This is a genomic window from Halolamina salina (assembly GCF_054653455.1).
Map to the genome: position 1 here is coordinate 2,573,300 of NZ_BAAIGE010000002.1, position 15,609 is coordinate 2,588,908.

Here is a 15,609-nt window from a genome sequence, read left to right on the forward strand (position 1 = left end):
AGCCGTCGGGAGCGCTACTCGTCGCTCCCGTCGGTTTCGTCGTCTCCGCTCTCGCTGTCTCCGTTCTCGTCGTCCTCGCCCGCCGAGAGGCCGTCGTCGCGCTCGCGGTCGAGCGCGCGCGGCACGTCGTGGTGGTCACTGTAACCGTCGAACCACCGGGCGATACGCTCGATGCGGTCGACGATGTGGCCCGGCTCGCCCGAACGCGAGAGTTCGTGGCCCTCGCGCGGGTAGCGGACGAACCGCGTATCGGTGCCCTGCTTGCGGACCATGCGGTACCAGAGTTCGGCCGTGCAGGCCGGGGTGCGGTAGTCCTCCTCGGAGTGGATCACCAGCGTCGGCGTCTCCACCTCGTGGGCGTGGCCCGCCGGCGACTTCTCCCAGAGGAACTCAGGCTCCTCCCACGGCGTGGTGTCGAAGTCGCCCTCGACGAGGGCGTAGGCGCCGTCGGTCGAGCCGTAGAAGCTCGTGAGGTCGTAGACGCCCCGTTGGGAGACCGCGGAGGCGAAGAAGTCGGTCTGGCCGACCGTCCACGAGGTCATGAAGCCGCCGAAGGAGCCGCCCGTGAGGTGGACGTCGTCGCCGTCGACGTACTCGCGATCGGTCAGCAGGTCGACGCCGGCCATCACGTCGGTCAGGGTCACGTCGCCCCAGTCGCGCTCGATGGCCTGCATGTACTCCTCGCCGTAGCCCGTCGAACCGCGGGGGTTCGACCAGAACACGACGTAGCCGCGGGCGGCGAGCGTCTGGAACTCGTGCCACATCGTCCCGGCGGTGGTCCACATCGCGTGGGGGCCGCCGTGGACCTCGACCGCGAGGGGGTACTCCTCGTCGGGATCGAACTCAGGGGGCGTGATCGTCCAGCCGTGGACCTCGCCCTGCTCGGAGTCGAAGTGGAGCTCTTCCGGCTCCTGTACGGAAACGTCGTCGAGGTAGTCGGCGTTGAGTTCGGTGAGGCGGACGCAGTCCTCGCGCTCGGCGCCCGCGCCGCCGTCGAGGCCGGGCTGGTCGGCGTGCTGGCGGCTGCAGACGAACACGTCGCCGGGGTGGTCCCACTCGCTCATCGCGAACGCGAAGCGCTCCTCGCCGACGTGGCCCGTGCTGACGGCGCCGGGCCGAACCACGCGGCGGGGCGCCTCGCTCGCGTCGGCCGGCGCCGACCAGACGCTCGTCTTCCCCTCGTCGGGCGTCGAGAAGTAGACGCGCTCGCCGTCGGGACCCCACTGCGGCGCGGACTCGTACCCCAGCCCGCGGTCGAGCTCCTCGGTGATCCACGCCACGTCGCCGTCCGCGTCGAGGACCTTGAGTTCGGCGGGTTGGATGGTGACCTGCTCCTCCTCGCTGTAGAGGAACGCCACGTCGCCGTCGGCGTTTGCGGCGAGGCCGGCGCCCCAGCCGCTCGACTCGTGGATCTTCTCGGCCTCCTCGGCGTCGGTGTCGTAGGCGTAGATCGAGTAGCGGTGTGAGTCGTCGGGGTCCTCGCCCACGTCCTGTGCGGTGTAGTACAGCGTCGACGCGTCGCCCCAATCGGGGCCGGCGAAGTCCACGTCACCGTCGGTGATCCGCTCGACCTCGACGTCCTCGGCGCTCGCGAGGCCGTCGCCGACGTGGGCGACGTAGACGTGCGAGCGCGTGCCGTCGAAGTACGACTGGCCCGTGCGGTAGACCGTGCGGTCGATGACTCGGGGGTCAGGCTCCTCGCGCTCGTACTCCTCCTCGTCGGAGATGTCGACGTCGAGTCCCTCCTCGCGCTCGTCTTCGGTCGTGGACTGGGTGAACGCGATCCGGGTGCCGTCGGGCGACCAGCTGATCCCCTGGACGCCGGCGGGGACCTCAGTGACTTGCCGTGCCTCGCCGCCGCCGACCGGGATCAGCCAGAGCTGCGGGCGGTCGTCGTCCTTCCCGCGGTTCGAGACGAACGCGATTCGGTCGCCCGACGGCGACCAGCGGGGCTGGCTGTCGCCGCCTTCGCTGACCGTGAACTGCCGGGGGTCGTCGCTCCCGTCGCTGGGGACGAGATAGACCGTCGACTCGTAGCTCTCCTCGTCGTCGGGCGTTGTCCGGACGAACGCGACCTGTTCGCCGTCCGGCGAGAGCCGAACGTCGCCGGGTTTGGTGATCTCGTGGAAGTCCGCGGCCTCGATTCGTGCCATGGAGTGACGCGGGGTCCTCCGGACCGAAAGGATGTCGGTTGCGGCCAAAAGCGAACGAGAGCGGCGACGGCACGGGTAGTCAGAAGGCCTATGACGACCCCCCCGCAAGCAAGGATCAGATGAGTGCTGGCGAGGGTCCCCCGCCGAAGCCGTCCGCCGGGGACGACGAACCGGACGGGCCGATCCAGCGGTTCCTGACCGCCGAGAGCGGCCCGCTGATGTTCGCTCGCGAGATGGCGACCAGCATGGCGACCGTCGCCCTCGTCGGGCTGTTGCTGTTCGCGATCAGCGGCGTCTGGCCGCCGATGGTCGCCGTCGAGAGCGGGAGCATGAACCCCAACATGCAGAAGGGCGACCTGATCTTCGTCACCGAGCCCGGGCGGTTCGCGCCCGACGCCGCCCACGGCGACACCGGCGTCGTCACCCACCGGGTCGGAGAGGAGGTCGGCTACAAGACGTTCAACGACTTCGGGACGGTCGTGATCTACGAGCGGCGGAGCGGCCCGCCGGTCATCCACCGCGCCCGGTTCTGGGTGGAGGACGGCGAGAACTGGTACGACGAGGCCAACAAGGCGTGGGTGGAGGGCGCCGACAACTGCGGGGAGATGGACAACTGCCCGGCCCCCCACGCCGGCTTCATCACGAAAGGCGACAACAACGCCTACTACGACCAGACCGGCAACATCCGGGAGCCGGTGAAGCCGGAGTGGCTGGTCGGCACCGCGCGGCTCCGGATCCCCTACCTCGGTTGGGTCCGGCTGGGTTTCTCGGGTGCGGCGACGCCCGGGCCGATCGACGGCGGGACCGCGAGCGCGACGACCGGCGGCCCGGCGACGGTGAACGCCACCGCTTCGAGTGGAGTCGAGATGGCGGGGTCGGTCGAAGGGGTTTCGAGTCCGGGACTGTCCTCGGACCGAATCGCGGCGGTCTGATGCGGTAGCTGCTGGGGGATCTTTACCGTCGGGAGAAAGGAACGCTACGCGAACCGATCAGTTGTCGAAGCGGGCCTGGACGAACGGCTGGGCGTTCTCGATGTCGCCGAGTCGGGAGTCCGAGAGGAGGACGTGTTCGGTCTCCTCGATCGGGACCGACAGCGAGATTTCCTTCGTGCGGCCGTAGCGACCCTTGGAGACGACGACGGCGTTGACGATGCCGAGCATGTCGAGTTCGCTGATCAGGTCCGTGACGCGGCGCTGGGTGAGCACGTCGGCGTCGATCTCCTCACAGAGCCGCTTGTAGATGTTGAACACCTCGCCGGTGTTGATGTTGTGGACGCCGTTTTTCTCGAGGAGGATCGTCGCGAACAGGACGATCTTGCTCTGAGTCGGCAGGGTGCGGACGACCTCGACGACGCGGTCGAGTTCGATCTTGTCCTGGGCCTGCCGGACGTGCTGCTCCTCGACGGTCTCGGCCTGACTGCGCTCGGCGAGTTCGCCGGCGGTGCGGAGGAGGTCCAGGGCTCGGCGGGCGTCACCGTGCTCCTGTGCGGCGAAGGCAGCGCAGAGCGGAATCACGTCGTCGGTCAGTGCGTCCTCCTTGAACGCCACGTCCGAACGGTGCTGGAGGATGTCCCGGAGCTGGTTCGCGTCGTACGGCGGGAACACGATCTCCTCCTCGCCGAGGCTCGACTTGACGCGGGGGTCGAGGAAGTCGGTGAACTTCAGGTCGTTCGAGATCCCCATGATCGAGATGCGGGAGGTCTCCAGTTCGGAGTTCATCCGGGAGAGGTTGTACAGCGTGTCGTCGCCGGACTTCTCGACGAGCTTGTCGATCTCGTCGAGCATGATGACGACCACGCGCTCGTGGTAGTCGATCGCGTCGAAGAACTTGGTGTACACCCGGTCGGTCGGCCAACCGGTCATCGGCACCTCCTCCATCTCCTCGCGATCGTCCTCGAGTTGGTCGATCTCCTCGTCGATCGCCTCGACGCTGTCGAACTCGGTGTCGGCGAGCGCGTCCTCGTCGCCGTCGGCCGCCGTCGAGCGCAGTTCGCGCAGCTCCTCGAGGCGGTCGGCGACGATCTCGCGGTTCTTCTCGATGAACTTGTTCGCGAGCTGGGCGAGCACGCGGTACTGCGTGTCCGTGATCTCGCAGTTGATGTACTCCACCTCGCAGGGCACGTCGTACTTCTCGGAGGTGGACTCGAGCTCCTGGCTGACGAACTTCGCGCTCGCGGTCTTCCCCGTTCCCGTCTTCCCGTAGATCAGGATGTTCGACGGCGTGTCCCCGCGCAGCGCGGAGACGAGGATGGTGGCCATCTGGTTGATCTGGTCGGTCCGGTGGGGAAGCTCGTGGGGCGTGTAGGAGGGTCTGAGCACCTCCTTGTTGCTGAAGATCGGTTCGCCGGCCATCAGGTCGTCGAACAGCCCCTGACTGTCGCCGTCGTCCTCCAGCATCCGGTCGATGTCGACGCCGCCGGTGTCGAGATCGACCGAGGAGTCGATCCCCTCCGTGTCCAGCGAGGCGTCGACGCCGTCCGGGAGATCGTCGGTCGACTCGGGCTCGCCGGCGTCGGGCGTCTCCTCGGCCCCATCCGGATCGGCGTCCCCGTCTTCGCCGTCGTCGAACGCGCCGTCGTCGGTGATCGGCCAGCCGTCGTTCGGATCGCCCTCTCCCTCCGTGTCGTCGTCGGTGTCGTTCATTTGGATACCCCTACGTTTCGTGTGGAGAACGGCACTCGGGACCGGTATATCCGGCACGTGACCCGCTGCAAGGCACGATCCCAGGCGAGACGTTCCGGAGCGCCGTCCAGTTGATGCACTCGAACCAAATGAATAGGGGTACCAAAAACCTGTCCCTGTCGGCGCGATCTGCTGGGGGAGCCGCGTCGACGATCGCGTCTCGATCGGCTCACGGGCGATGTGTCGCGCCCCCGTACCCCACTGTTTCGACTGGACCGATCCGCCCGACTGGGAGACGGTCCGTCGAGTGGTGCGAGCTCGTCGAGAGTGGCCGCGAGGGTCGAAGGGATCGGGGGTAGAGGTGAAACGGAGGGTCGGCGGCGGCAGGTACATGGCTGGCATCGCTTCGAGTGGAAAAGCCCGATAGGAAGGGGGCAGTCAGCGACGGCGCCGGTCGGTAGGGGGTGGCGACGCTCGATCGACGGGAAACGGTAGGGGGTGGTGACCCCCCCACCCCATCGTTTCGGGTGGAACGCGAGTCAGCCGGGGGTGAGGGTGGCGAGAAACGGCAGAACCTGCCGTCTATCGAGCGGTAGTTTTACACTACACGACGATAGATTAGTCCGTACTGCAATTTATCTTCTTTATTTAGACGTGGAGTTGTGTGGTTAGTTGTGTCTCTGACCGCCAGCTCGCGACCCCACCCCCTCGTCGTCTCGGCGCTCCACGGGAAACGGAGGGGAGGGGGTCGTCGGCGCGATCCGTCCAACATCGAACCCGACAAGACGGGCGGTTCGAGCAGTGTATCCCGAAAATATTCTCGATCTTCACCGAACACGCCGGGCATCCACCTTTGTTTCGAGTGGAAACGGTCCGTTCCCGATGGCGGGGGAGCCGCTCGGTCCCCGATCGACGGAGCTCCCCTTCGGCGGTGCCCCTCGATTTCGTGTCGACGGCTCGAAACGCGGTTTCGATCGGCAGGAGCGTCGACGCCGCCCGGAACACGGCGCCCCGATCGACGCCATTCTTAAGTACATCGCCGGCGGAACTCGCTGTAACGGCTCCCTACCGCCACGGGGGCAGGAGACAAGGATGGGTCTGCTCACGAATCTGAAACAAAGTATCACGCAGGTCACGGACGGCCTGTTCGCATCGGAGGAGCCGAAACGGATCGGGATATACGGCCCACCGAACGCCGGGAAGACCACGCTGGCGAACCGCATCGCCCGCGACTGGACCGGCGACGCGGTGGGCCCGGAGAGTCACATCCCCCACGAGACCCGGCGTGCGCGCCGGAAGGAGGACGTGACGATCGAACGCGACGGCCGGGAGGTCACGATCGACATCGTCGACACCCCCGGCGTCGCGACGAAGGTCGACTACGAGGAGTTCCTCGACCACGACATGGAGAAGGAGGACGCCGTCCGGCGCTCCCGCGAGGCGACCGAGGGCGTCGCCGAGGCCATGCACTGGCTCCGGGAGGACGTCGACGGCGTGATCTACGTGCTCGACAGCACCGAGGACCCGTTCACGCAGGTGAACACGATGCTGATCGGCATCATCGAGAGTCAGGAGCTGCCGGTGCTCATCCTCGCGAACAAGATCGACAAGGACGAGTCGGACATCCAGCGAATCGCCAACGCGTTCCCGCAGCACGAGACGATCCCGCTCTCGGCGCTGGAGGGACAGAACATGGACGAAGTGTACGAGAAAATCGCGGAGTACTTCTCCTAACAATGCCCGAAGTGACCAGCGGAGACGGCGACGGGACGCCCCCCGAAGAGGACGGCCTCGACGACGGGGTCCGGGTCGACATGATCAGCGGCGCCCGGATGGAGGGGCTCACCAGCATGGAGAAGATCCGGCTGATTCTCGACGGCGTCCGCGATGGGAACATCGTCATCCTCGAAGAGGGACTCACCCCCGACGAGGAGTCGAAGCTGATCGAGGTCACGATGACCGAGATCAGCCCGGACGAGTTCAGCGGCATCGAGATCGAGACGTACCCCAAGTCCAGTTCCGGCAACGCCGGGCTGTTCGACCGACTGATGGGGAACGACGAGCAGACCCAGAAGCTCACCGTGATCGGGCCGGCGAACCAGATCCAGACGCTCCACAAGGACGAGAACCTGATCAGCGCGCTCGTCTCGCGCAAGTAGTCCCGTGCCCCACGAGTGTACCACCTGCGGCCGGCAGTTCGACGACGGCTCCAAGGAGATGCTGTCGGGCTGTCCGAACTGCGGCGGGAACAAGTTCCAGTTTCAGCCGCCCGGCCGCGACACCGCCGAGCCGTCCTCGGCGACCGACGACGCCGCCACGGCCGACGCCGAAACCGCCGGGTCGGCCGAGTCCGAGCGACCCGACCGTGGCTCACCGTCGACGGAACCCTCCGACGGCGACTCCCAGCTCCCGGAACGGTCCGGCGACGACTCCAAGCCGCCGGAACGGTCCAGCGGCGACTCCCAACCCCCGGCCCACCCGGCCGAAGCGGAGCCGGACGTCGACGCCGCTGAGGACCGTGCACAGACGGACGCCCGGTCCGCTGCGGTCAGCAGCGAGGAGATCGACGAGGGTCGCCGGACGGCGGAGGACGGGCCGCCCTCGGACCGCGGCTCTCCCGCCCGGGGCACGCCGCAGGGTCCCCCGGCGGAGCGTTCCCCGGACGAGTCGGCCGACGAGTTCGACCTCTCGGGCGCGGTCGGCCCCGAGGACGACGAGCCGGTCGAGAAACAGCCCGTCGCGGGCTCGGCCCCCCAGCACGAGGAGCCGGCCTCGGACGACGACCTGGGTGCGCTGCGCGAGGAGCTGAACGACCAGTTCGAGAGCATCAAGATCACCGCCCCCGGGCAGTACGAACTCAACCTCATGGAGCTGTACGACCGGAAGGAGTACATCATCTCGCTTCAGGAGGACGGCCGCTACGTGATCGAGATGGCCGACGACTACGGCATCGACGAGTAGGCCTCCGTCCCGCGACTCTCTCTGTCCCTTTCTGCCACCTCGACCGCTTCAGCAACCGTTAACAGCCACGCGGTCGCAGACGGGGGTATGAGCACGGCGACGAAGATCGTCACCAGCACAGTGGGCCTGTCGGCGCTTCTGGCGTTCGCCTTGGTCTTCCAGATCGTCCTCTCGGCCTGATGTTCGCCGAGCGGACGCTCTCGCCGGCGGTCGAGCGGCTGCACAGGGAGATCACGCCCGACGTACTCGTCCTCGACACCGAGCGGGACTTCGAGACGCTCCCGCCGGCGGTCGCGGAGGAGCTGGGCCTCCTCGTGGAGTCGCTCGACCCCGCGAGCTACCCCGAGGCGTGGCTCCCGGAGAACGCGCCCGCACAGCTCGAGGCGTACGCGTCCGAGCAGTTCACCATCGGCCTCCCGGGCGACGGCACGGTCGTCCGGACCCACCAGACCGAGCCGCCGACGGTGCTCGTGAAGGCCCGCGCCGAGACCACCCCGGCGTCGTTCCGGGACTTCCTGATCGCGGAGGCGCTGGTCGAGATCGACGAGGGGGTTCCGGAGAGCTTCCTCCCGTTCTTCGGCGAGCAGTACGCCGAACTCGACTCGGCGCTGGGGCTGGGCGGGACGGCGACGTACCAGATCGCGGCCGCGCTGTTCGACGCGTGGGTCGGCCTGCACACCCGCGAGCGGTTCCGCGCGTGGGCGGGCGACCACGACGAACTCCACGCCGCGTGGGAAGACGCCGGCGACCGCCTCGTCGGTCGGATCGACGACCTCCCGGGCGAGGTCGCCCGCGGGGAGACGGAGTTCCCGGCGGCGACGGAGCTGGCGTGCTCGGCGGTGAAACACGGCCTCGACCTCCCGGCGCCGTTCGCGGCGTTGGACACGCTGGCCTACCGGGACCACGGCGCCGAGTACGCGGTCCGCTGGGCGGAGAAGACGATCGACTCGCTCACGGAGTAGCGGCGGGACGGTTCGTGTTCGTCGGTCGGTTCGAGTCGGCGATCCGTTTCGACTGTTTCCCCTCTTTCGACTGCAGCCTGCCTTTCGACTGCACTTCCCTGTTTCGACAGCACCGACCGTTTCGACTCCACGAAGCGTTTCGACTCCGCGAACCGTTTCGACTCCACTATCCCCTTCGACTGGAACGACAGCCGCGACGCTCTCTCGGTGTTTCGACTGGAAACCAACCGATCGGTGCGGAGGGGAGCTGTCGGTCTACTCCTGTGGCTCGTAGCTCACGCTGCCGTCGTCGTGGAGGCGGACCGTCGCGTCGAACAGTTCCGCGAACGCGGCGACGGTGTCGTCGTCGTGGACCTCGCTGGAGAGGTGGAACAGGCAGACTGCGTCGTGTTCGCGCACCAGTTCGATCAGCCGTTCGGCGGCCTCGAGCGCGGCGGCATCGTCGCCGTAGTAGGCCAGTTCGCTGAGCGAGTCCAGCGTGATCCGGCGCTTCCCGTCGTTCTCGGTGAGGAACGCCTCGACCTGCTCGACGATCCCCTCGACGTCGTCCGGGCCGGCGGCGTAGTGGACGTGCGGCGCCGAACGCCGGGAGTAGCCCCGTTCGATCGAGAGCGTGTCGAGTATCTCCGCCCGCGACTCGTCGACCTCGTAGTAGTCGAGCTTCTGTTCGACCTCGCGAGCGGTGGTTCGGGTCGAGACGACCAGGAAGCGGTCGGTGTCGACGCTGAGGAAGTCGGTGTCGACGCGGTCGGTCTCCCCGATGCTGGGGTGTAGCAGCAGTAGCGCGGTCCCGGCCGGGACGCTGTCGGGCGCGCCGTCGATAGCGAGGTCGTACTCCATATCCGGTAGTAGCGCGGCGAGGACTTCAAACTCGCGGCGGTACTGGCGGGAGGCGACTCCGCGCCCGGAGCCGAACCGGTTTTGCCCGCCACGCCCCACGCACGACCATGAGCGTTCGCGAGGAGTTCGACACCTGGGCTGCGGAGGGCCGCGAACAGGGGATGGAGGAGCGCCACTGGCACACCGCGCGACCCATCCTCGCACGGATTCCGGTCGAGGAGGGGGACACGGTGCTCGATCTCGGGACGGGCAGCGGCTACGCGCTGCGGGCCCTCCGGGAGCGCGGCATCGGCGCCGGCTACGGCCTCGACGGCTCGCCCGAGATGGCGCGGAAGGCCGACGGCTACACCGACGACGACGCGGTCGGCTTCCTGGTCGGTGACTTCGACCACCTCCCGTTCGCGACGAACTCGATCGACCACGCCTTCTCGATGGAGGCGTTCTACTACGCGAACGACCCCCACCGGACGCTGGAGGAGGTCCGTCGCGTGCTGAAACCCGGCGGGACGTTCTACTGCGCGGTGAACTACTACGAGGAGAACACCGCGTCCCACGAGTGGCAGGAGACCATCTCGGTGGAGATGACCCGCTGGGACCGCGAGCAGTACCGCGAGGCGTTCCGCGACGCCGGCCTGCACGTCGCCGAGCAGGACAACGTTCCGGACCGCGAGACGGAGATCCCCGACGAGTCCGAGTTCCCCTACGAAGGGTTCGGCAGCCGGCAGGCGATGGTCGAGCGCTACCGGACGTGGGGGACGCTGCTGACGGTCGGTGTCGCGCCCTGATTAGGGGGATTTCGGTGGGGACTTCGGTAGTAGCTACGATCTTTTTCTTCTTCGGTATCGACGGCAACAGCAGCTCGATCGTTGGCACCTTGTGACCGCAACCGCCCCGCACAGCCCACGAACCTCCCCAACCGACTCGTTCCTTCGCTGTCGCTCAGTCACTCGTCCCTCGCGCTGACACGCGGCACGAGGCCGCGTGCGCCTCGCGCCACCGCCGGCTGCGGTGGCGGTGGACGCCTCGCGAGCGCCAGCGGTCGGCGCTCGCGGGGGGAGGGGTGGGGATTCTGTGCTGTGCCGGGCCTCGTGCCCGGCACACTGCGGTCACAAGTGGCCTACGAACGAGCTGCTGTTGCTGTTCGCTGTCGCAGTGCCGTCGCCGTCCTCATCCTCTCTGAATACGCAACCTAATCGATCACTTCCAACGGATCGAGTCACCCACCGTTCACACCCTCGGCGATCAGTTCGTGCGAGCGCAGCGCCGCCTCCTGCTCCGGGACGACGTGCTGGATCATCATCTCCTCTACCCCGACGCGATCCGCGAGCTGCTCGAACAGCCCGGCGATCGTCTCCGGACTCCCCGAGATCGCGCGCGGCCACTCGTCCTCGTCCAGCGTCGCCGGCGTCGGCTCGGGGACACCGCCGAGTTCGTCGATCGCCTCCTCGACCGAGGGCGTCGATCCCACCTCACCGCGCTGCATTCGCTTGAACGACGCCTCCGCGACCGCCCGCAGGCGCGCGGCCTCCTCGTCCGTCTCGGCGGCGACGGCGTTGAGCGCGACCATCCCCTGCGGCTCGTCGATCCCGCCGGGCAGCGACGACGGCTCGAACGTCTCGCGGTACGCCTCGAACGCCGGCACCGCGAAATCCGGGCGGATGAACGCCGCGAAGCAGAACCGCAGCCCCAGTTGGCCCGCAATCTTCGCGCTCGACGCGCTCGAACCGAGCACCCACGGGACGGGCTGGTCGCCGTCGGAGCTCGGCACCTCGATGTCGGCGTACTCGTGGGCGTCCGGGAAGTCGTCGTACAGGTGGTTCACGACGGCGGTGATCTTCTTCCGGTGATCCTCGTCGGGGTTGCGCTTCCGGCGGTTTGTCCCGAGCGCGCGGTCCACCGCGGGCGAGCCGTTCGCTCGACCCAGTCCGGCGTCGACGCGGCCGGGCGCGAGCCCGTCGAGGACGCCGAACTGCTCGGCGACTTTCAGCGGGCTGTAGTGGTTCAGCAGCACCGCACCCGACCCCAGCCGAATGGAGTCGGTCTCGGCGGCGAGGTGGCCCAGCAGCACTTCGGGACTGACGCCGGCGAGGCGGCTCCCCATCCCGTGGTGTTCCGCGACCCAGAAGCGCTCGAACCCCAGTTCCTCGGCCTGTCGTGCGGCCTCGACGGTGTTCCGGTACGCGTCGGTCGCGGTGCCGTCCTCGGGGACCGGCGAGAGGTCGACGGCGGAGAGATCCATACCCGGACTCGTGGACTGCGGGAGAAAACGGTTCGGCTAGCGGTCCCCGTCTCCGCTGTCAGTTGCTCGCGATCTGGCGGCTCCACTCCTCGATCCAGCCCTGGAGGTTCCCCCGGAGCTCGTCGTAGGTGAAGCTGACCGCCTCCGGCGGCACCTGGGCGTACTGCTCGTACTCGGCGTTCTCCTCGCCGAACTCCGCGTCGGTGATCGCGGGGAACTGGACGTTCCGCACCGCGATCTCGGCCTGTACCTCAGGTTGGAGCACGAACTCCATGAACGACTGCGCGAGGTCGGGGCTGTCGGTGCTCGCGAACTGGGCCATCCCCTCGGGGTTGGCGTACGCCTGATCGTTCAGGAACCTGATCTGGTGGCGGTCCATGTCCTGATCCGAGCGGTTGGCGTACACCTGATCGGTGGAGTAGGAGACGACCATCGGCGCCTCACCCTCCCCGTACGCGCTGTAGGAGTCGCCCCAGCTCCCGAGCACCCGGACGTCGTTCTCCTGTAGCTGCGACCAGTAGTCGAGGTAGTTCTCCTCCCCGCGGGCTTTGATCGTGTGCAGGAGGAACGCCCGCCCGGTCGCCGAGGAGGAGGGGTTCTGGGCGAGCAGGTCGCCCCGATACTCCGACTCCAGCAGCCCGTCGAACGTCTCGGGCGCGACGAACTCGCCGTCGTCGGCCGTGGCGTTCCAGACGAGGCTGATGTAGCCCGTGTCGTAGGGCACCGCCCGCCCCTGCGGGTCGAAGCCCAGCCCCTCCTTGATGTCGGACTGTCCCGGGAGGTCGGGCGCCTCGGCGAACAGCGAGCCGCTCTCGAGGTTCTCGTCAAGCCGGATCAGCCCGTCGACGTTCAGCCCGACGTACACGTCGGCGTCGATGTCGACGCCCGCGTTGGCCCGCTGGATGTACTGATCGAGTTCGTTGGGCGGCGTCTGGTAGACGAGGTCGGCGTCGAACTCCGACTCGAACTGCTGTTTGAGCCACCCGCCCGGGCTGGAGCTGACGGCGTCGATGAACGAACTGTACGTCGCGACGACCAGCGTCCCGCCGCCGGTCCCCCCGACGGTCGTCCCGGTCGTGGTGGTCCCGGGGGAGTCGGTGGCCGACTCTGTCGGCGACTCCACCTCGTCGGCCGAACAGCCCGCCAACAGTGCCGCGCCGGCCGCGCCGGCGCCCGCGAGGAACCGCCGCCTGTCGATCCGATCTCGGCTCATTACTCAGTTGTTTCTCTGGGTTGTTGTTAAGCGGACCGGTCGAACGCCATCGGCCGAAGGCGCCGGTCTTCTACCGTTGTGGGGGCTGTCGCCCCGATCGGCGAGTAGATTTTTCCGACGCTCGTCCCAACGCCGAAGCGGTCACGATGTCTCACGAACTCCACGAACCGTCGTTCTACGGCACGACCACCGAGCGGTGGGAGGAGCCGTCCCGGCAGGAGTTCGACGACTCCCGCGTCGCGGCCGTCGACGACCACTACCTGCTCTCGGCCTCGGGGTTCCCGCCGGACTCCTTCGAGGACCTCGCGCTGCCCGTCGTCGACGAGGACGGGCAACTGAACCGAAACGCGCTGGCGGCCGCGGCCTACGGGCCGGGCAGCGTCGAGACGCTGGACGTCTCTGAGGGGGTGGTCGAGGAGACCCGCGACCTCGTCCACGACCTGCTGACCGAGAACTTCGACTCGCTCCCCCAGACGATGAGCCGCGGCGAGCAGCGCGAGGAGATGCTCGCGTGGCTCGAGGAGCGACGCGAGGACCGCCACGAGGTCGAGCAGAAGCTCCACACCGACGACGAGGCCCGCGAGCTCGAGGCCGACGAGCAGCTCGACGAGCACCAGGAGGAGCGCCCGGAGAAAGGCCGGTAGCGTGGGCAGACGGCCGATACGGGACAACGGTTTTCTCCCCGCGGGTCCCCTCGGCCGTATGGAGACGGACTTCGGGAAGACCCGGCTGCTCGTACTCGCGCTGGTCGTCCTGACCGCGCTGTCGGCGGTGGTGCTCGCGGAGGTGCTGTACACGGTGGTGTTCGCGATCACCGTGGCGTACACGCTGTTCCCGTTCCGGCAGGCGATCGTCGACCGCGGCTACTCCCGCCGGACGGCGACGACGACGGTCACGGGCGTCGCCGCGCTGGCGCTGGTCGGCGCGGTCGTCCCGGTGGCGTTCGTCCTCTACCGGCGGCGATCCGTGTTGCTGGACATCGCTCGCGAGCTCCCGGAGAGCATCCCGATCGTCGTGGGCGAGTTCTCCTACACCATCGAGACGACGCCACTGATCGCGGCCGTCGCCGCGGCGCTCCGGGACGCCGCGCTGTCGATCGCGAGCGCCGCGACGGTGCTCTCGCTCAAGGGGATGCTGTTCGCCATCGTCGTCTACGGCCTGCTCGCGCGGCCGGGGTCGGTCCGGTCGGTCGCGGTCGGGCTGGCTCCCGCCGACTTCTACGACGTGCTGGAGCGCTACCACGAGCGAGTCCACGCGACGCTCGTCGGGATCTACGTCGTGCAGGCCGCGACCGCGGCGGCCACGTCGGTCGTTGCCTACGTCGTCTTCGCGCTGCTGGGGTACGACGCCGCGCTCACGCTCGCGGTCGTCGCGGGCGTGCTCCAGTTCGTCCCCGTCGTCGGCCCGAGCGTCGTCATCGTCGCGCTCGCGGCGACGGACGTGGTGGCCGGGAACGTCCCGCGGGCGACGACGGTGCTGCTCGTCGGCCTCCTCGTCGTCGGCTTCCTCCCGGACGCGGTGGTCCGCCCCCGACTGGCCGCCGTCACCGGCGACCTCCCGACGACGCTGTACTTCGTGGGGTTCGTCGGCGGCGTGCTCACGATCGGCCCGCTGGGGTTCGTGCTCGGGCCGCTGGCGGTCGGTCTCCTCGTGGAGACGGTCGAACTGCTCTCGACGGTGCCGGAGATCGAGGACGCGCCCGCGCCCGAGGCGCTGGCCGACGAGGCGGTACAGTCCGACCGCGAGGCCGGAATCGAGTAGTCGTTCCTTCACACCCCGCCGCGATCGTTACTCCGTGACCAGCTCCCCGCCGCGATCCTCCCACTCCGTCAGGCTGCCCTCGTACAGTTCGACCTGCTCGTACCCCAACTGTCGGAGGACGAGATAGGTGTGGCTCACTCGCCGGGCGGTGTTGCAGTACAGCACCGTCCGGCTCTCGGGGACGATCCCGCGCTCTTCCAGTAGCTCCCGGAGTTCGGATTCGGGGCGCAGCCCGCGGCGCTCCTCGTCGACGAGCTCCCGCCAGTCGAGCTGGACCGCGCCCGGCAGGTGCCCCTCGGCGAACTCCCAGTCCTCCCGGGTGTCGACCAGCGTCACGTCGCCGGATTCGGCTGCCGGAAGCAGCTCCCGGACCGTCTCGAAGTCCACCAGCGGCGTCTCCGCTTCGGGGTCGCTCTCGTACGTGGCGGGGTCGGGATCGACGCCGTCGGTCGTCGTCTCGTACTCCCGTTGCCACGAACTGAAGTCGCCGTCGAGCAGGTGGAGCTTCTCGGGATCGTGACCCAGCAGCAGCGCGGTCACGACGAACCGCGCGGCGAACACCCCCTGCGTGTCGTCGTAGGCGACGATCTCCTCGTCGGTGCCGATCCCGGCGTCGGAGAGCAGTTCCTCCCACTCCGCACGCGGGGGGAGCTTCCCGGCCTCCCCCTCGTCGGAGCGGAAGCTGTCGAACGGGACGTTCACCGCGCCCGGCAGGTGGCCGATGCTGTCGTACTCCCACGGGTCGCGCACGTCGACGACGGCGGCGTCGCCGCCCTCGACCCACGACGCGGGGACGAATGGCTGCATGGGTGACCCGACGACGCGGCCGGACTTAGCCCCCCGGATCGCGACACCGTCG

At 68.3% G+C, this 15,609-nt stretch carries 15 protein-coding genes; 9 read left to right on the forward strand and 6 right to left on the reverse strand.

Annotation, left to right across the window (positions count from 1 at the left end):
- Positions 1–14: 14 nt before the first annotated feature.
- On the reverse strand, positions 15–2,153 hold the full coding sequence (locus ACYQZ5_RS13730) for a S9 family peptidase (RefSeq protein ID WP_379817862.1): 2,139 nt from the start codon (positions 2,151–2,153) through the stop codon (positions 15–17).
- 119 nt (positions 2,154–2,272) lie between these two features.
- On the opposite strand from ACYQZ5_RS13730, the gene ACYQZ5_RS13735 reads away from it, so the two are divergent.
- A complete protein-coding gene (locus tag ACYQZ5_RS13735; protein ID WP_379731583.1) occupies positions 2,273–3,085 on the forward strand; it encodes a S24/S26 family peptidase in 813 nt (270 codons plus the stop codon).
- A gap of 57 nt (positions 3,086–3,142) precedes the next feature.
- Here ACYQZ5_RS13735 and ACYQZ5_RS13740 read toward each other — a convergent pair whose 3' ends face one another.
- Positions 3,143–4,795 (reverse strand): Cdc6/Cdc18 family protein, encoded by a 1,653-nt coding sequence (locus ACYQZ5_RS13740; protein WP_379731584.1) that lies wholly within the window; start codon positions 4,793–4,795, stop codon positions 3,143–3,145.
- 1,071 nt (positions 4,796–5,866) lie between these two features.
- On the opposite strand from ACYQZ5_RS13740, the gene ACYQZ5_RS13745 reads away from it, so the two are divergent.
- The 5 genes from ACYQZ5_RS13745 to ACYQZ5_RS13765 all read left to right on the forward strand — a co-directional run bounded on the left by ACYQZ5_RS13745 (position 5,867) and on the right by ACYQZ5_RS13765 (position 8,697).
- Positions 5,867–6,508 carry an Era-like GTP-binding protein gene (locus ACYQZ5_RS13745; RefSeq protein ID WP_379731585.1) on the forward strand — a complete coding sequence of 214 codons (642 nt, stop codon included), beginning with the start codon at positions 5,867–5,869 and terminating at the stop codon, positions 6,506–6,508.
- Positions 6,509–6,510: 2 nt separating this feature from the next.
- Complete coding sequence (locus tag ACYQZ5_RS13750) at positions 6,511–6,933, forward strand: DUF2073 domain-containing protein (RefSeq protein ID WP_379731586.1); 423 nt, start codon at positions 6,511–6,513, stop codon at positions 6,931–6,933.
- Between the two features lie 4 nt (positions 6,934–6,937).
- On the forward strand, positions 6,938–7,735 hold the full coding sequence (locus tag ACYQZ5_RS13755; protein WP_379817864.1) for an OapC/ArvC family zinc-ribbon domain-containing protein: 798 nt from the start codon (positions 6,938–6,940) through the stop codon (positions 7,733–7,735).
- An 87-nt stretch (positions 7,736–7,822) separates the two neighbouring features.
- Entirely contained in the window at positions 7,823–7,915 is a 93-nt protein-coding gene (locus tag ACYQZ5_RS13760; RefSeq protein ID WP_459077012.1) for a hypothetical protein, read from the forward strand.
- Positions 7,915–8,697, forward strand: coding sequence for a DUF7089 family protein (locus ACYQZ5_RS13765; protein WP_379817867.1), 783 nt, complete (start codon positions 7,915–7,917; stop codon positions 8,695–8,697). Before ACYQZ5_RS13760 ends, ACYQZ5_RS13765 begins: the two co-directional genes overlap by 1 nt.
- Positions 8,698–8,952: 255 nt before the next feature.
- Here the strand turns inward: ACYQZ5_RS13765 and ACYQZ5_RS13770 are convergent, their stop codons facing one another.
- Complete coding sequence (locus ACYQZ5_RS13770; protein WP_379732581.1) at positions 8,953–9,537, reverse strand: DUF7090 family protein; 585 nt, start codon at positions 9,535–9,537, stop codon at positions 8,953–8,955.
- 107 nt (positions 9,538–9,644) lie between these two features.
- Here ACYQZ5_RS13770 and ACYQZ5_RS13775 point away from each other — a divergent pair, with 107 nt between their 5' ends.
- Positions 9,645–10,322: a class I SAM-dependent methyltransferase gene (locus tag ACYQZ5_RS13775; RefSeq protein WP_379732582.1), complete on the forward strand. Its 678-nt coding sequence runs from the start codon at positions 9,645–9,647 to the stop codon at positions 10,320–10,322.
- Between the two features lie 431 nt (positions 10,323–10,753).
- Here the strand turns inward: ACYQZ5_RS13775 and ACYQZ5_RS13780 are convergent, their stop codons facing one another.
- Both ACYQZ5_RS13780 and ACYQZ5_RS13785 read right to left on the reverse strand, forming a co-directional pair.
- Positions 10,754–11,776 carry an LLM class flavin-dependent oxidoreductase gene (locus ACYQZ5_RS13780; protein WP_379732038.1) on the reverse strand — a complete coding sequence of 341 codons (1,023 nt, stop codon included), beginning with the start codon at positions 11,774–11,776 and terminating at the stop codon, positions 10,754–10,756.
- A 58-nt stretch (positions 11,777–11,834) separates the two neighbouring features.
- Entirely contained in the window at positions 11,835–12,974 is a 1,140-nt protein-coding gene (locus ACYQZ5_RS13785) for a thiamine ABC transporter substrate-binding protein (protein WP_379732039.1), read from the reverse strand.
- Positions 12,975–13,135: 161 nt separating this feature from the next.
- On the opposite strand from ACYQZ5_RS13785, the gene ACYQZ5_RS13790 reads away from it, so the two are divergent.
- Positions 13,136–13,633, forward strand: coding sequence for a hypothetical protein (locus ACYQZ5_RS13790; protein WP_379732037.1), 498 nt, complete (start codon positions 13,136–13,138; stop codon positions 13,631–13,633).
- Positions 13,634–13,691: 58 nt separating this feature from the next.
- Entirely contained in the window at positions 13,692–14,750 is a 1,059-nt protein-coding gene (locus ACYQZ5_RS13795; protein WP_459846528.1) for an AI-2E family transporter, read from the forward strand.
- 27 nt (positions 14,751–14,777) lie between these two features.
- On the opposite strand, the gene ACYQZ5_RS13800 is transcribed toward ACYQZ5_RS13795, so the two are convergent.
- Positions 14,778–15,557 (reverse strand): sulfurtransferase, encoded by a 780-nt coding sequence (locus ACYQZ5_RS13800; RefSeq protein WP_379732456.1) that lies wholly within the window; start codon positions 15,555–15,557, stop codon positions 14,778–14,780.
- Between the last annotated feature and the right edge of the window lie 52 nt (positions 15,558–15,609).

Bases quoted from the DNA above. Each gene is read 5' to 3' on its own strand.
- ACYQZ5_RS13780 (WP_379732038.1), bottom strand. From the start codon at position 11,776: ATGGATCTCTCCGCCGTCGACCTCTCGCCGGTCCCCGAGGACGGCACC.
- ACYQZ5_RS13795 (WP_459846528.1), top strand. From the start codon at position 13,692: ATGGAGACGGACTTCGGGAAGACCCGGCTGCTCGTACTCGCGCTGGTC.
- ACYQZ5_RS13775 (WP_379732582.1), top strand. From the start codon at position 9,645: ATGAGCGTTCGCGAGGAGTTCGACACCTGGGCTGCGGAGGGCCGCGAA.
- ACYQZ5_RS13745 (WP_379731585.1), top strand. From the start codon at position 5,867: ATGGGTCTGCTCACGAATCTGAAACAAAGTATCACGCAGGTCACGGAC.
- ACYQZ5_RS13760 (WP_459077012.1), top strand. From the start codon at position 7,823: ATGAGCACGGCGACGAAGATCGTCACCAGCACAGTGGGCCTGTCGGCG.
- ACYQZ5_RS13770 (WP_379732581.1), bottom strand. From the start codon at position 9,537: ATGGAGTACGACCTCGCTATCGACGGCGCGCCCGACAGCGTCCCGGCC.
- ACYQZ5_RS13765 (WP_379817867.1), top strand. From the start codon at position 7,915: ATGTTCGCCGAGCGGACGCTCTCGCCGGCGGTCGAGCGGCTGCACAGG.
- ACYQZ5_RS13790 (WP_379732037.1), top strand. From the start codon at position 13,136: ATGTCTCACGAACTCCACGAACCGTCGTTCTACGGCACGACCACCGAG.
- ACYQZ5_RS13750 (WP_379731586.1), top strand. From the start codon at position 6,511: ATGCCCGAAGTGACCAGCGGAGACGGCGACGGGACGCCCCCCGAAGAG.
- ACYQZ5_RS13730 (WP_379817862.1), bottom strand. From the start codon at position 2,153: ATGGCACGAATCGAGGCCGCGGACTTCCACGAGATCACCAAACCCGGC.
- ACYQZ5_RS13800 (WP_379732456.1), bottom strand. From the start codon at position 15,557: ATGCAGCCATTCGTCCCCGCGTCGTGGGTCGAGGGCGGCGACGCCGCC.
- ACYQZ5_RS13740 (WP_379731584.1), bottom strand. From the start codon at position 4,795: ATGAACGACACCGACGACGACACGGAGGGAGAGGGCGATCCGAACGAC.
- ACYQZ5_RS13735 (WP_379731583.1), top strand. From the start codon at position 2,273: ATGAGTGCTGGCGAGGGTCCCCCGCCGAAGCCGTCCGCCGGGGACGAC.